Annotated in this window: 16 protein-coding genes; 6 read left to right on the plus strand and 10 right to left on the minus strand. The window is 70.0% G+C overall.

The genetic code is table 11. The annotated features are described in order from the left end of the window. Positions 1-201 precede the first annotated feature (201 nt). The 6 genes from ADK67_RS30315 to ctaE all read right to left on the minus strand — a co-directional run bounded on the left by ADK67_RS30315 (position 202) and on the right by ctaE (position 5,850). Positions 202-705: an HAD domain-containing protein gene (locus ADK67_RS30315; RefSeq protein WP_053719963.1), complete on the minus strand. Its 504-nt coding sequence runs from the start codon at positions 703-705 to the stop codon at positions 202-204. A gap of 62 nt (positions 706-767) precedes the next feature. Further along, the gene (locus tag ADK67_RS30320) at positions 768-1,439 is read right to left on the minus strand and encodes a nitroreductase (RefSeq protein WP_053719964.1); all 672 of its coding nucleotides are present in this window, start codon (positions 1,437-1,439) and stop codon (positions 768-770) included. A 160-nt stretch (positions 1,440-1,599) separates the two neighbouring features. After that, positions 1,600-3,270: a cytochrome bc1 complex cytochrome b subunit gene (qcrB, locus tag ADK67_RS30325; protein ID WP_053719965.1), complete on the minus strand. Its 1,671-nt coding sequence runs from the start codon at positions 3,268-3,270 to the stop codon at positions 1,600-1,602. Further along, the gene (gene qcrA, locus ADK67_RS30330; RefSeq protein ID WP_053719966.1) at positions 3,267-4,391 is read right to left on the minus strand and encodes a cytochrome bc1 complex Rieske iron-sulfur subunit; all 1,125 of its coding nucleotides are present in this window, start codon (positions 4,389-4,391) and stop codon (positions 3,267-3,269) included. Before qcrA ends, qcrB begins: the two co-directional genes overlap by 4 nt. Further along, positions 4,388-5,197, minus strand: coding sequence for a cytochrome bc1 complex diheme cytochrome c subunit (gene qcrC / locus ADK67_RS30335; RefSeq protein WP_053719967.1), 810 nt, complete (start codon positions 5,195-5,197; stop codon positions 4,388-4,390). The genes qcrA and qcrC overlap by 4 nt, the downstream gene beginning before the upstream one ends. A 44-nt stretch (positions 5,198-5,241) precedes the next feature. After that, on the minus strand, positions 5,242-5,850 hold the full coding sequence (gene ctaE / locus ADK67_RS30340; protein ID WP_082404045.1) for an aa3-type cytochrome oxidase subunit III: 609 nt from the start codon (positions 5,848-5,850) through the stop codon (positions 5,242-5,244). Between the two features lie 84 nt (positions 5,851-5,934). Between ctaE and ADK67_RS30345 the strand changes: the two genes are divergently transcribed. The 3 genes from ADK67_RS30345 to trpD are packed head-to-tail and all read left to right on the plus strand — an operon-like array spanning position 5,935 to position 7,850. Next, the gene (locus ADK67_RS30345; protein ID WP_053719969.1) at positions 5,935-6,327 is read left to right on the plus strand and encodes a hypothetical protein; all 393 of its coding nucleotides are present in this window, start codon (positions 5,935-5,937) and stop codon (positions 6,325-6,327) included. A 52-nt stretch (positions 6,328-6,379) separates the two neighbouring features. After that, the gene (locus ADK67_RS30350; protein WP_053719970.1) at positions 6,380-6,790 is read left to right on the plus strand and encodes a hypothetical protein; all 411 of its coding nucleotides are present in this window, start codon (positions 6,380-6,382) and stop codon (positions 6,788-6,790) included. 7 nt (positions 6,791-6,797) lie between these two features. Then, positions 6,798-7,850 carry an anthranilate phosphoribosyltransferase gene (gene trpD, locus ADK67_RS30355; protein WP_053719971.1) on the plus strand — a complete coding sequence of 351 codons (1,053 nt, stop codon included), beginning with the start codon at positions 6,798-6,800 and terminating at the stop codon, positions 7,848-7,850. A 116-nt stretch (positions 7,851-7,966) separates the two neighbouring features. On the opposite strand, the gene ADK67_RS30360 is transcribed toward trpD, so the two are convergent. Further along, a complete protein-coding gene (locus ADK67_RS30360) occupies positions 7,967-8,839 on the minus strand; it encodes a LysR family transcriptional regulator (protein ID WP_053719972.1) in 873 nt (290 codons plus the stop codon). An 82-nt stretch (positions 8,840-8,921) separates the two neighbouring features. On the opposite strand from ADK67_RS30360, the gene ADK67_RS30365 reads away from it, so the two are divergent. Next, on the plus strand, positions 8,922-9,818 hold the full coding sequence (locus tag ADK67_RS30365) for an MBL fold metallo-hydrolase (RefSeq protein WP_053719973.1): 897 nt from the start codon (positions 8,922-8,924) through the stop codon (positions 9,816-9,818). 88 nt (positions 9,819-9,906) lie between these two features. Then, positions 9,907-10,575, plus strand: coding sequence for a lysophospholipid acyltransferase family protein (locus tag ADK67_RS30370; RefSeq protein ID WP_053719974.1), 669 nt, complete (start codon positions 9,907-9,909; stop codon positions 10,573-10,575). A gap of 68 nt (positions 10,576-10,643) precedes the next feature. Here the strand turns inward: ADK67_RS30370 and ADK67_RS30375 are convergent, their stop codons facing one another. Together ADK67_RS30375 and ctaC are read right to left on the minus strand one after the other, a co-directional pair. Continuing rightward, a complete protein-coding gene (locus ADK67_RS30375; protein WP_053719975.1) occupies positions 10,644-11,060 on the minus strand; it encodes a cytochrome c oxidase subunit 4 in 417 nt (138 codons plus the stop codon). Positions 11,061-11,072: 12 nt separating this feature from the next. Continuing rightward, the gene (gene ctaC, locus ADK67_RS30380) at positions 11,073-12,005 is read right to left on the minus strand and encodes an aa3-type cytochrome oxidase subunit II (protein WP_053719976.1); all 933 of its coding nucleotides are present in this window, start codon (positions 12,003-12,005) and stop codon (positions 11,073-11,075) included. A gap of 206 nt (positions 12,006-12,211) precedes the next feature. Between ctaC and asnB the strand changes: the two genes are divergently transcribed. Then, a complete protein-coding gene (asnB, locus tag ADK67_RS30385) occupies positions 12,212-14,140 on the plus strand; it encodes an asparagine synthase (glutamine-hydrolyzing) (protein WP_053719977.1) in 1,929 nt (642 codons plus the stop codon). A gap of 72 nt (positions 14,141-14,212) precedes the next feature. Here the strand turns inward: asnB and ADK67_RS30390 are convergent, their stop codons facing one another. Continuing rightward, positions 14,213-14,668 (minus strand): MerR family transcriptional regulator, encoded by a 456-nt coding sequence (locus tag ADK67_RS30390; protein ID WP_231648421.1) that lies wholly within the window; start codon positions 14,666-14,668, stop codon positions 14,213-14,215. Positions 14,669-14,675: the final 7 nt, after the last annotated feature.

The following is a 14,675-nucleotide window of genomic DNA, read 5'->3' on the forward strand; positions in this document are numbered from 1 at the left end:
TGCCTGACCAGTGCTTCTGATGGCTGCCCCCTTGATACGTGTGGTAGCCCGGAGGGAGGTCGGTGGGATGACACGAAACCCGCACCAACGACGGACCCGGATGCATGACCGGGCAGTTGGGGTCATCCTGCTGATCTGCCCGTCCGGCGAGGACATGCTTTTAAGCTTTTAATCTTTTGATGGTCAACCATTCGACCCCACCTAGGCACGCCGCAAAACAACCAGCAACCACTCCTCCAGCGCCACGAAATCAGCCTCCGTCAACCCAACCCGAGCATCGACCCGATGAAGCAGAGCATGACCCGGGTGGTGCACGGCCACCCATGCCCGGTCAACGTCCGTGAGCTCGTCGTCCACCCACGCGAACGAACGCCCCGCCGCCCAGTCGACCAAGGCACGGGTCTTCCAGTGCAGCCCGGCGCGCTCGTCCCGCTCATCGGCCTCCGACGGCTCAGGCCACACCACCACGGCGAGCTCCGGCAGACCGAGCCGAGGCGCGACCGCGTCGTTCGCCTCCGTCATCCACGTCGTCGCCCAGACCACCTCGCACGGCAGCGCGGCCAACCGCGGCCCGTGCGCCGGATCGACCCTGGTCAGCAACGGGTTGTCGACGGCCGACGTCCCAAAGGTCGGGTACCGGGCGGCACCGAACGGGATCAACGGACCGTCCACGTCGAGAAAGAGCAGGGGTCGGGAACCGGGCACAGCGGGACGATAGCCCGCCGATCACGATCCCCACCAAGATCCCCACCCCCGCGACGACGGCGTCAGACCGGACCCCCGACGAACGTGACCGTCTCGGCGAGTGGCGCGCGTCCGGTGCGGGGGTGCCGCACCGAGGAGTCCTCGTACCCGATCGACATGCCGCAGAAGAGGATCAGGTCGTCCGGGGGCGACAGGACGTCCGCGACGGTCTTGCGGTACACCGACCACGCCATCTGAGCACAACTGTGCAGCCCTTCCGCGCGCAGCAGCAGCATGACGGTCTGCAAGTACATGCCGAGGTCGGACCACTGGGCCGGGCCGAGGTCCCGGTCGATGTAGCAGAACAGGGCGGCGGGCGCGCCGAAGCAGTCCCAGTTCTCGGCGGCGGCTCGCTGGCGGGCCTCGATGTCGTCACGCGGGATGCCGAGGGCGCCGTAGCGCTGCTCGCCGAACGCGGCGCGGCGCTCGCGGTACGGGGACTTCAGCACGGGCGGGTACATCTCGTACTCCCGCTCGTCCCAGGCGTCGCCCGCGGCGACGCGCTTGGCGGCCCGTGCCTTCAGCTCGGCCAGCGGCCCGCCGGTGACCACGTAGCTGCGCCACGGCTGGAGGTTCGACCCGGACGGCGCCCAGGCCGCGGCGGACAGCACGCGCTCCAGCGCCTCCGCCGGGACGGGTCGGTCGGTGAACCCGCGCACTGCCCGTCGGCTCGTGACCGCCTCGTAAACGTTCATGATCGCGCTCCCGTCTGTTCGACGTGTCTACGCGAGAGACAGTGGAAGGGCCGGGATCTGTGACAGGTCGACTACGCACTGTGCTCAGCGTCACGGGCACGTGGGCACGCGAAAGGCCCCGCACCAGCACGGGTGCGGGGCCTTTCACACGAACGAACGCTCAGTCCTCCGGCTGGGACGGCTTCCCGGCCAGTTCGCCCGCCGCCTTGTTCTCGGCGGTCAGGGCGTCCGCCGCGACGCCGCGCTCGGCCCGCGCACGGGCCACCGCGGCGGACTCCTCCGGCGGGTCCGGGGTCAGGAAGCTGCCCGGCACCGGGTGCCCGGCCGAGCCCAGCTTGTTCATCTTCTTCGGCACGGACGCGCCCTGGTAGGCCAGCGGCAGCGGGTGGCCGTGGTCGTCCACCGGGCCCAGCGGCTGGTGGACCTCAATGAACTCGCCGTGCGGCAGGCGCTTGATGATGCCCGTCTCGACGCCGTGCTCCAGCACCTCGCGGTCCGCGCGCTGCAAGCCGATGCAGATGCGGTAGGTGATGAAGTACGCCAGCGGCGGGACGAGGAGCATGCCGATGCGGCCCATCCACGTCATCGCGTTCAGCGAGATGTCGAACTTCATCGCGATGATGTCGTTGCCGCCCGAGAGCAGCAGCACCATGAAGTACGAGATCGCCATGGCGCCGAGCGACGTCCGGACCGGCACGTCGCGCGGGCGCTGCAGCAGGTTGTGGTGCGCGTAGTCCTTGGTCATCCTGCGCTCGATCCACGGGTACACCGCCGCGAGACCGGTCAGCAGCGGCAGGCCCAGGAGGAACGGCAGGAACGGCGCGGGCACCGTGTAGTTGCCCAGGTACAGCTCCCACGCGGGCCACAGGCGGATCAGGCCGTCGGTCCAGCCCATGTACCAGTCGGGCTGCACGCCCGCCGACACCTGCGCCGCGTTGTACGGGCCGAAGTTCCAGATCGGGTTGATCTGGAAGATGCCGCCCATGATCGCCGTGACGGCCACGACCACGGCGAAGAACCCGCCGCCCTTGGCCGCGAACACCGGCATGATGCGCACGCCGACGACGTTGGTCTCCTTGCGGCCCACGCCCGGGAACTGCGTGTGCTTCTGGTACCAGACCACGCCGAGGTGCACCGCGATCAGCGCCAGGATGATGCCCGGGATGACCAGGATGTGCAGCGTGTAGAGCCGCGGGATGATCTCCGTGCCGGGGAACTCGCCGCCGAACGCCAGCCAGTTGATCCACGTGCCGACCACCGGGAACGAGATCAGCAGCGCCGCCATCACCCGCAGGCCGGTGCCGGACAGCAGGTCGTCGGGCAGCGAGTAGCCGAGGAAGCCCTCGATCGCGCCCAGCATGAACAGCACGATGCCGATGACCCAGTTGATCTCACGCGGGCGCCGGAACGCGCCGGTGAAGAAGATCCGGAACATGTGCACGACGATCGCGCCCATGAACAGCAGCGCGGCCCAGTGGTGGACCTGGCGCACGAACAGGCCGCCGCGCACCTCGAACGAGATGTGCAGGGTCGACTCGAACGCCCGGGACATCTCGATGCCCTGGAGGTTCACGAAGCTGCCGTTGTAGACGACCTCCTCCATGGAGGGGTCGAAGAACAGCGCCAGGTAGGTGCCCGACAGCAGCAGGACGATGAAGCTGTACAGCGCGATCTCGCCGAGCAGGAACGACCAGTGCGTCGGGAAGACCTTGTTCAGCTGCTTCCGCATGCCGGAAGCCATGTGGAACCGGTCATCGGCCCACTTGGCGGCGCCACCCGCCACGCGGGCGCCCGCGCCCTGCCGCTTTGTCGGCGTGGTGATGCCACTCATGACTTACGCTCCCAGAACGCCGGACCCACAGCCTCGATGAAGTCGCTGCGGGCAATCAAGTATCCGTCCTCGTCAACCGTGATCGGAAGCTGCGGCAGGGCACGGGTCGCCGGACCGAACCGGGGCTTGGCGTAGTGGAAGACGTCGAACTGCGACTGGTGGCAGGGGCACAGGAGCAAGCCGGTCTGCTGCTCGTACAGCGAAGTGGGGCACCCGAGGTGGGTGCAGATCTTCGAGTACGCGTAGAAGTCGCCGTAGTTGAAGTCCTCCTGGCCGGCGCGCTTGGTCACGGCCTGGCCGGGGCGCAGGCGGATGAGCATGACCGGGCTGTCGGCCCGCTTCAACGCGTGGACCAGGGCTTCTTCGTCGTCACGCTCCGACTCGCGGAACGGGAACACCGTTTCGAAACCGCCGGCCTCGAGGTCTTCCGGACGCACCAGCGCGACCTCGTGGAAGTTGCCCGTGTGCCGGCGCAGGTAGACCTTCTCGCCGTTCTCGGGCTTCCACGCGGTGTGCCAGAGCGAGTCCTTCGAGTCGCTGTCCGCCCACGGGTTCTTGATCAGACCGCCGAGCGGCACGGCCAGCACGCCCAGGCCGAACACGCCGGCGCCGAGGCCCGCGGTCCGCTTGATGAGCGACCGGCGGCCGATCGTGGAGCGCTCGCCGGCGTCGGCCAGCTGGGCCACGATCGTGGCCTTGTCCACCTCGGGCGACCCGCCCTCGTGGCGCTGCTGGACGGACAGCTCCTCGGGGATGAACTTCTTCGTGTAGAGCAGCGCGCCGACGCCCAGGCCGAGGATCGACAGGCCGAGCGTGAAGCCGATGACCGGCGTGTAGAGGCTGTACAGGATGTGGTCGTTCGTGTGCGGAGCCTCGTACTTCCACGGCCACCAGATGAACGCCACGAGGAACGCGATGCCGGCGAGCGCGGCGATGGTGAACCAGAGGGCCACCAGTCGCTCGGCGCGCTTCTCCGCGCGCGTGCCCTTGACCGGCCAGCGGTCCTCGTAGTGGACGATCTCGACGCCGTCCAGCCCGGCGCCGAGCTTGACCAGCTCGTCCCGGTTCATCTCGGCGAGCTCCGCCTCGCTGGGCAGCTCGTTCGGCTTCACGCCGCTCATGCCTTGGCTCCGATCCAGAGGGTCACGCCGATGAGTGCGGCGATACCCACGATGAACGCGATCAGACCCTCCGATACCGGCCCTAGGCCGCCGAGGGGGGCGCCGCCGGGGTTGTTGTTCCCGTCGGTCACCGACTTGATGTAAGCGATGATGTCTTCCTTCTCCTCCGGCGTGAGCTGCCGGTCGGAGAACTTCGGCATGTTCTGCGGGCCCGTGAGCATCGCGGTGTACAGCTGCTCTTCGGACACGCCGTCGAGCTCGGGCGCGAACTTGCCGGACGACAGCGCCCCGCCGCGGCCGGTGAAGTTGTGGCACGCCGAGCAGTTGAGCCGGAACAGCTCGCCGCCGCGGGCCGGGTCCTCGCCGCGCAGCGCCTCGCCGCGCTCCTCGGGGGTCGTCGGGCCGCCGCCGCGGGTCTGGATGAACGCGCCGATGGCGTCCACCTCCTCCGGCGTGAACTTGGCGGGCTTGCGCTGCGCCTGCGCCTCCTGGCGGGCCATCGGCATGCGGCCGGAGGACACCTGGAAGTACACGGCCGCCTCGCCCACGCCGATCAGGCTGGGGCCGCGGTCCTCGACGCCGTCGAGGTTCTTGCCGTGGCAGGTGATGCAGGTGTTGTTGTAGAGCTGCTCGCCCAGTCGCACCTGCGCCGGGTCGTCCTGCGCCTGCGCGGTCTGCGGCTGCGGCGCGAGGGCGCTGAACAGGAAGCCCGCGGCCAGCAGCGCGAAGCCCAGCGCGAGCAGGCCCGAGATCCGCCTGCGCAGCTTCGTGCCGCGCTTCCGGGCCCGTGTGGTGTTGGTGGTCATGTGTGCGGCAACCCTTGCTGGTGTGAGTTCGGGGTTCGAGCTGGTCAGGGCACGATGTAGATGATGGCGAACAAGCCGATCCAGACGACGTCGACGAAGTGCCAGTAGTACGACACGACGATCGCGGAGGTCGCCTGCGCGGGCGTGAACTTGCTCAGCTTCGTGCGGACCAGCAGGTAGCCGAACGCGATCAGGCCACCGATCACGTGCAGGCCGTGGAAGCCGGTCGTCAGGTAGAAGACGGTGCCGTAGGCCGAGGCCGGGATCGTCGTGCCCTCGCTGACGAGGGTGACGTACTCACCGGCCTGGCCGGCGACGAAGATCGCGCCCATGATCAGCGTCACGATGTACCAGCGGCGCAGACCGAACACGTCACCCCGCTCGGCGGCGAACACGCCCCACTGGCACGTGAACGAGGACGCCACCAGGATGATCGTGAAGAACAGTGCGTAAGGCACGTTCAGGTGGGTCGGTGCTGGTGGCCAGTGCCCTTCGTTCTGGGCCTTCACCGTGAAGAACATGGCGAAGAGCCCGGCGAAGAACATGAGCTCACTGGACAGCCAGACGATCGTGCCGACGCTGACCATGTTCGGGCGGTTCAGCGAGTGCACGCGCTGGCCGATTGAGGGCGCTGCCGTTGTCACACGACGCATTATTGCTTGCAGGTTTTCGTCCCGCCCATCGGGTCCGGGGCACGTGCGCAGGTCATCTGGGTCACACAGACGGTGAGGACGGTCATGGGGTTGTTGAGCCGGTTGCGTGATCGACGCGCGCGGCAGGGTGTACCCGCACTGGAGATCGATTCACCCGGGCTGGCCGTGGTGGTGGAGGCGTTCGACGTCGCGGAGGCCGACTCGGCGGCGCTGGCCAGGTCGCCGCGGTGGCGCGCGGACGAGCCCGCGGTGCTCCGGCACCACCTGGAGCTGCCGCCTGACCAGGTAGAACGCGCGCGTGAGCTGCTCGCGCCGGACGGCTGGGAACTCCGGCACGAAGATCGCTGGCACGCGGTGCGGGTGCAGCGGCTGGACGCGTTGCGCTGCGCGCAGGAGCGGGCCCGGATGGCGAGCCTGGCCCAGCGGCTCGGCGGCGACTGGATCGGGTGGGACGCACTGCAAGTCACGCACCGTTAGCCGGATAACATCTGGGTCACCTGGCACCCCGACCCGCCGGAGGATCGCGCCGATGAGCACGCAGACGACCAGGATCCTGGTGTTCAGCCACCGCCCCGAGGTGCGTGAGACGATCATCACTGCGGTGGGCCGCCGTCCCGCGCCCGACCTGGGCCGCGTCGAGTACGTCGAGGTGGGCACGATCGCCGACGTCCTGTACGAGATGGACAACGGCGGCGTCGACCTGGCGATCCTGGACGGCGAGGCGCAGCCGACCGGTGGCATGGGCCTGTCCCGGCAGCTGAAGAACGAGATCACCGACTGCCCGCCGATCGTGGTCGCGGTGCGCCGCAAGGACGACCGGTGGCTGGCGACGTGGTCGCAGGCGGACGCGGTGCTGGTGCACCCGCTCGACCCGCTGGCCGCCGCCGAGACCGTGGCCGAGGTGCTGCGCTCCACGGCCCTGCCCGTCGTCCGGGGCTGATGTCGCCGTGGAGCGCACCTGGCCGTTACTGCTGAACCAGCTCGTGGACCGCGTCGACCTGTCCCAGGACGACACGGCGTGGGCGATGGACCAAGTGATGTCCGGCGCCGCGACGCCCGCGCAGATCGCCGCGTTCGCGGTGGCGCTGCGGGCGAAGGGCGAGACGCCGGAAGAGGTCGACGGCATCGCCACGATGATGCTGCGGCACGCCCGGCGGTTCACCGTCGACGTGCGCGCGGCGGACATCGTCGGCACGGGCGGTGACAGCTCCGGGTCGGTGAACATCTCGACCATGGCGGCGATCGTCACGGCCGGCGCAGGCGTGCCGGTGGTGAAGCACGGCAACCGCGCGGCGTCGTCCAAGTGCGGCACGGCGGACGTGCTCGAAGCGCTCGGCGTGGCCATCGACCTGCCGCCGCTCGGCGTGCAGCAGACGGTGGAGGAGCTGGGCATCGGGTTCTGCTTCGCGCCGGTGTTCCACCCCGGTTTCCGGCACGCGGGCGCGCCGCGGCGCGAGATCGGCATCCCGACGTCGTTCAACCTGCTCGGCCCGCTGACCAACCCGGCGCAGCCGAAGGTCGGTCTGGTGGGGTGCGCCCGGGTGGCGTTCGCGCCGCTGATCGCGGGCGTGTTCGCCCGGCGCGGCAACACGATGCTGGTCGTGCGCGGTGACGACGGGATGGACGAGATCACCACGACCACCACGACGTCGGTGTGGGTGGCCGACGGCGGCGAGGTGCGGACCGACCGGATCGACCCGTCCGCGCTGGGCATCGCGCCGGCGTTGGCCGACGACCTCAAGGGCGGCGACGCCTCGGTGAACGCCGAGGTCGTGCGCGACCTGCTGGCCGGGAAGCCGGGCGCGGTGCGGGACGCGGTGCTGCTCAACGCGGCCGGCGCGATCGCCACGTACAACGGGCTCTCGGGCGACCTGCACGCGGACATCGCGGGCGCGATGGGCCGGGCCGCGGAGGCGATCGACTCCGGCGCGGCGGCGGACCTGCTGCGGCGGTGGGCGGCGCGGTCGTCGGAGCTGAAGACGGCTCTCGCGGACGGCTGATTTCGACGGTCCGTCGAGGCCAGGGGCGCTCGCGGACGGGTGACCCCCTCGGCGGGTCCCGTCGAGGCTGGGAACGTCCGACGGCTGCCGTTGAACGCCGGGCGTTCGAGCCGTCGTCAACGGTCCTGGCGCGACACCCGGGAGCCGTAGACGGCCGCGGCGATCCGGGCGAACGAACGGACGAGCGGGCCCGGGTCGGCGCCGACCCAGGCCACCACGAGAGGGCTCGGCGGCAGGTCGACCAGTGGCACGGCGGTGAGCCCGTCGGGCAGCGCGTGGCCCAGCGGCGCCAACCCCACCGTGCCGTTCCACAGCACGGCTTGCAGGCACTCGTGCGCGGTCCGCACGACCGGTCCGTCCCGGTGCCGCCCGCCGCTCCAGTACGCCTGCCAGACCGGGTCCGTGCCCTCCGGCAGCCGGAACCACCGCCGGTCGGCCAACTCGTCCGAGTGCACGCTCTCGCGACCGGCCAGCGGGTCGTCCACGCGCAGGACCACGCCGACCGGGTCGCTGCGCAGCACGTGCGTGACGATGCCCTTGTCGTCGAACGGCGCCCTGGTGAGGGCCACGTCGACCAAGCCGGCGCGCAGCCCCGTGGTCGGGTCGGTGAAGTCGGCCTCGCGGATCCGGACGTGCACCCCGGGGTGGTGCGCGCGGTAGGCGGCGGCCAGCCGGGTGCCCGCCTGCTCGGCGCTGTCGGCGAGGGTGCCGATCGTGATGCTCGCCGTGCCCGCCGCGGCGGCCACCCTGGTGCGGACCTGGTCGGCCTGCGCCAGCAGGGTGCGCGCCTCGTCGTAGAGCGACGCGCCCGCCGGGGTGAGGGCCACCCCGGCCGGTGAGCGGTGCAGCAGCACGTGCCCGAGGTCGGTTTCGAGCTGCTTGATGGCGCGGCTGAGCGGCGGCTGGGTCATGTGCAGCCGTGCGGCGGCCCGCCCGAAGTGGAGTTCTTCGGCGACGGCGACGAAGTAGCGCAGCTCGCGGAGGTCCATCACCAGCGAAGATACCGGCACGGTATCGGCGTTGCGGCATCGGGCTTGGACGCCTCCGCACGGTCCGGAGTGGACTGGTGGCATGACCGAACCGACCGTGCTGCCCGATCCCGCCGTGCACGTCTCCGACGCCCGTGAACTCGCCCGTGACCTGCTGGTCGTCCCGGACCGGGGCGTGCCGCTCGTGCCCAACATCGGCGTCATCGGCGGCTCGCACTCCGTGCTCGTGGTGGAGACGGGGTTGGGCGTCCGCAACGCCGAGGCCGTGCTGGAGCTCGCGGTCGAGCACGCCCGCGGGCGCAGGCTGTACCTCACCACGACCCACTTCCACCCCGAGCACGCGTTCGGCGCGCAGGTCTTCGCGGGCGAGGCGACCTTCCTGCTCAACCGCGACCAGGCCGACGACCTCGAGCGCAAGGGCCCCGGTTACCTGGAGATGTTCCGGGGTCTGGGCGAGTCCGTCGCGCGGCGGCTCGTCGGTGTCGAACTCGTGCGGCCCGACGTCGTCTACGACCGCGAGCACACCCTGGACCTCGGTGGCCGGGTGGTGGAGCTGCGCGCCACCGGTCGGGCGCACAGCCGCGGCGACCAGGTCGTCCGGGTGCCGGACGCGGACGTGCTGTTCACCGGCGACCTGGTGGAAGCGGGCCAGTTCGCGATCTTCCCGTGGTTCCCGCCGCACGACACCGACGTCTCGGGCACCCGCTGGCTGGCCGTCGTGGAACGCCTCGCCGGGACTGGTGCGCGCACCGTCGTGCCCGGGCACGGCGAGGTCGGCGACGCGCGGCTGCTCGCCGACGTCCGCGACTACCTCCGGCTGCTGCGCGACGAGACGTGGGCACGCCGTGACTCGGCGATGGGCGAGGAGGCGATCGTCGCGGAGGTCGAGGCGCTGATGGTCGAGCGGCACCCCGGGTGGGACGGTCGCGAGTGGATCGGGAAGGGCGTCGGCTGCCTGTGCGCCGAACACCCGGCGTGAACGACCGCGCCCCCGCACGAGCCGGCCGCGCCAGAGATTGCGGCCACCTTTTCACCGCCGCGCAACCAGGGGCAGTCATGCTGTCCACATGCTCTACACGGTGATGAAACGAGTGGTGGCGCCCACGGCGCGGCTGGTCTACCGGCCGACGGTCGAAGGGCTGGAGAACGTGCCCGCCGACGGTCCGGTGATCCTCGCGCCGAACCACTTGTCGTTCATCGACAGCATCGTCATCCCGATGGTGGTGCCGCGGCGCGTCTCGTTCCTCGCCAAGGCCGAGTACTTCGAGGGCAAGGGCGTCAAGGGCGCGCTGTCGCGCTACTTCTTCGGCTCCCTCGGCCACGTGCCCGTGCGCCGGGGCCTCGGCCGGGCCGCCAGGGCGTCGCTGGACACCGCCAAGGACATCCTGGACGGCGGTGGCGCGTTCGCCATCTACCCCGAGGGCACGCGCTCGCTGGACGGCCGCCTGCACCGCGGTCGCACCGGGGTGGCGCGGATGGCGCTGGAGTCCGGCGCGCCGGTCGTCCCGGTCGGGCTCATCGGCACCGACGAGGTGCAGCCGGTGGACCGCAGGCTGCCCCGCGTCCGCCCGATCACGGTCCGGTTCGGCGAGCCGCTGCGCTTCGACCGCTACGCGGGCATGCACGAGTCGCTGCCGGTGCTGCGCTCGGTCACCGACGAGATCGTCTACCGCATCCTGGAACTGTCCGAACAGGAGTACGTGGACAGCTACCAGAGCTCGAACGCCGCGGCCTGACCGCGGCGACGCCGGAAGACGACGAAGGGGCCCACTTCGCGAGGTGGGCCCCTTCGTCGATCCCGAACTCAGTCGTGGCTCGGACCGGTGTGGTACTCGAACACCAGGCCGCCGACGGCGATCAGCACCAGCACCACGGCGATCACCAGCAGCCAGATGTGCCAGAACGCGAGCGCCAGGCCCGCCGTCGCGGCGGCCGCCGCGAGGCCGATGGGCCAGTAGCTGCCCGGGCTGAAGAAGCCCAGCTCACCGGCGCCGTCGCTGACCTCGGCGTCCGCGTTGTCCTCCGGCCGCACCTCGATGCGCCGGGCGACGAACCGGAAGTACGTGCCGACGATCAGCGCCAGGCCGCCGGTCAGCGCGAGCGCCACCGTGCCCGTCGGCTCGACGAAACCGGTGTCCGCCCACGTCCAGTAGCCGTACACGACGGCCATCAGGAACGAGAACGCCATCACCAAGTCAAAAATGCGGGCTTCGACCTTCATCGCAGCGTCCTCCTACTTCCCACCGTCGGACGCCTCGCGGACAGTCCGGTCGGTGTCGAAGGGCTTGGTCGTCACGGCGTGCGGCGTGCACAACTCACCGCAGTTCAGCTCGGTCAGCGCCTCGGCGGCGGTGTACGGCTGCCCGGTGTCGTCGTTGGTCTGCTGCCGCAGCTCGATGTACCGGTCGAAGTCGGCCGACTCCAGCGCCCTGACCTCGAAGTTCATCACGGCGTGGTAGACGCCGCACAGCTCGGCGCAGCGACCCACGAACGACCCGGTCCGGTCGATCTGGTCGATCTGGAACGCGTTGTCCTGGTTGTTCTTCTCCGGCTCGGGGAAGACGTCCCGCTTGAAGTGGAACTCAGGCACGTAGAACGAGTGGATGACGTCGGTCGACCGCAGGTTGAACCGGATCGACTTGCCCTGCGGCACCACCAGGAGCGGGATCTCGCCGGACGTGCCGACGGTGCTCACCGGCAGGTCCGCGGTCTCCGTCTTGTACTGGGGGTACTGGAACTCCCAGTTCCACTGGAACGCGATCACGTCGACCGTGACGTCGGGCGTCTTGGACTTGTCCGTGACGTAGTTCTGCGTCACCGCGGTGAAGTAGAACAACACCGCGACGATGATCGTCGGCACGACCAGCAGCACGAGCTCCAGCGGCAGGTTGTAGGCGACCTGGCGGGGCAGCTCCTCGCTCTTCTTGCGGTGGAACGCGACCGACCAGAGGATCAGGCCCCACACGATCACGCCGACCGCGAGAGCCGCGACGACCGACCAGGTCCACAGCTCGCGCATCGCCTCGGCCTGCGGCGTCACGGCCACCGGCCAGCCGAAGCGCAGCACCTCTTCCGTGGAGCAACCCGTGGCCCCGACGCCGACCAGGCCGACCAGCCCGCCGACCTTCGCCAGCCGGGCTGCCCTGGTGCCCTCCTTCAGGCCCACTGCTCGCCGCCTCCTCAGTCGCCCTCAACGTCAAAAAGCTCGCAGGCAGGGGTGTGGATGCACCCATGCCGGATCATGCGGGAGCGTAGCTCAGCGCATGGCGCGTCACCCGTCGGGGGCTGCCCCCTTGGAGTGCAGTTTCGGTCACACACCGGCCCCCCGGCATACTGGAGTCTTCTCCACACGACACGAAGGGTGTTTACGGCGTGTGCGGCCTGGTAGGACTGGTTTGCCCTGGCGAGAACGAGGCCCAGCGGGCGCGCTCGGCGGTGGCTGGGGCACTGCGCTGCCAGCGGCACCGCGGCCCCGACGAGAGCGGCACCTGGCAGGGCGGTGAGGTCGTCTTCGGCTTCAACCGCCTGTCCATCATCGACATCGAGCACTCGCACCAACCCCTGCACTGGGGTCCGCACGACCAGCAGGGTCGGTACGCGATCCTGTTCAACGGCGAGATCTACAACTACGTGGAGCTGCGCGCCGAGCTGACCAAGCAGTTCGGGGCCGTGTTCGCCACCGACGGCGACACCGAGACGATCGTGGCCGCCTACCACTACTGGGGCCCGGCCGCCGTGGCCAGGCTGCGCGGCATGTTCGCCTTCCTGATCTGGGACAAGGCGCGCCGGGTGGTGTTCGGCGCGCGCGACCCGTTCGGCATCAAGCCGCTGTACTACGCGGCCGGTCCGGGCGGTGTGGCGTTCTCCAGCGAGAAGAAGTCGGTGCTGGAGCTGGCGCCGACGATCGGCATCACGCCGAAGGTCGACGAGAAGGCGCTCCAGCACTACCTGATCCTGCAGTACGTGCCGGAGCCGGAGTCGCTGCAGAGCGGGATCCACCGCATCGAGTCGGGCACGTCGTTCACGCTCACGCCGGGCGGCAAGCCGGTGGTCGAGCGGTACTTCCCGGCCACGTTCCGGCCGCGCGCGGTGCGCGGCGACGCGGACGAGAACCGGCTGTACGACGAGATCACCGAGGCGTTGCGCGACTCGGTGGCCAAGCACATGCGCGCGGACGTGACGGTCGGCTCGTTCCTGTCCGGCGGCATCGACTCGACCGTGGTCGCGGCGCTGGCCAAGGAGCACAACCCGGACCTGATCACGTTCACCACGGGGTTCGAGCGGCAGGGCTACTCGGAGATCGACGTGGCCGCCGAGTCGGCCGCCGCGATCGGCGTGAAGCACGTGGTCCGGGCGGTGACGGCGCAGGAGATGATGGACGCCCTGCCGCTGATCACGTGGTACCTGGACGACCCGGTGGCCGACCCGGCGCTGGTGCCGCTGTGGTTCATCGCCCGCGAGGCGCGCGAGCACGTGAAGGTCGTGCTGTCGGGCGAGGGCGCGGACGAGCTGTTCGGCGGCTACACGATCTACCGCGAGCCGCTGTCGCTGGCGCCGTTCGAGAAGGTGCCGGGCGCGCTGCGCAAGGCCATGGGCAAGGTGTCGACGAAGATCCCGCAGGGCGTGCGCGGCAAGGACCTGCTGCGGCGTGGCGCGCTCACGTTGGAGGAGCGCTACTACGGCAACGCGCGGATCTTCATGGACGACCAGATCCAGCAGGTGCTGCGCACGTACGACCCGAGCGTGTCGCACAAGGACGTGACGGCGCACGTGTACCGGGAGTCCGAGGGTTGGGACCCGGTGACGCGGATGCAGCACGTGGACCTGTTCACGTGGTTGCGCGGCGACATCCTGGTCAAGGCCGACAAGATGACGATGGCGAACTCGCTCGAGCTGCGGGTGCCGTTCCTGGACCCCGAGGTGTTCCGGATCGCGTCGCAGGTGCCGTCGGAGCTGAAGCTCACCAAGGAGACGACCAAGCACGCGTTGCGCCGGGCGATCCGCGACATCGTGCCCGCGCACGTGCTCAACCGGCGCAAGCTGGGCTTCCCGGTGCCGATCCGGCACTGGCTGAAGGACGAGATGCACGACTGGGCGGTGGAGACCGTGCGCCAGTCGCAGACCGACCAGTACATCGACAAGGGCGCGGTGCTGCGGGTCATCGAGGAGCACCGGTCGGGCGTCGCGGACAACAGCAGGCGGATCTGGGCGCTGCTGGTGTTCATGATCTGGCACGGGATCTTCGTGGAGGGCCGGATCCGACCGGTCGTCCCGGAGCCGCACTACCCCGTCAAGCTCTAGGTTCCGCGGTGCGGGCCCCCGGCGCGTCGGCGCCGGGGGCCTTCCCGTGTGCCGGGGCGTTCGGGCGTGGTCTCAGCCGGCCTTCTCCACCGGTTCGACGGCGCACTTCGCGCCGGTCTTCTCCGCCATGATCCGGGTGACGTCGTCGACCAGCCTGGCCAGGTGCTCCTTGGTGCGGGCCAGCTGGTCGAGGCGGGTGTCGACGGACGCCAGCTCGTCGTTCAGCAGGCGCAGCAGCGGCACGCAGCCCGCCTCGTCCTCGGGCAGCTCGACGTCCTGGTCGAACGCGTGCGCGAGCACCAGCCTGGCCAGGCGCACGTTCAGGCCGGAGCTGATGAGGCAGCGGACGCTGCGGACGCGTTCCACATCGGACTCGTCGTAGACGCGGTAGCGGGAGTCCGTGCGCTGCGGGGTGAGCAGGCCCTGCTGGTCGTAGTAGCGCAGCATGCGCACCGTGGCGCCGGTCTTCTCCGCGAGTTCGCCGATCAGCACGTATTCCCACCCCTGCCCAAAAGAGCGCTCGATCACGCAACCT

It is taken from the genome of Saccharothrix sp. NRRL B-16348, assembly GCF_001280085.1.
Classification (GTDB): domain Bacteria; phylum Actinomycetota; class Actinomycetes; order Mycobacteriales; family Pseudonocardiaceae; genus Actinosynnema.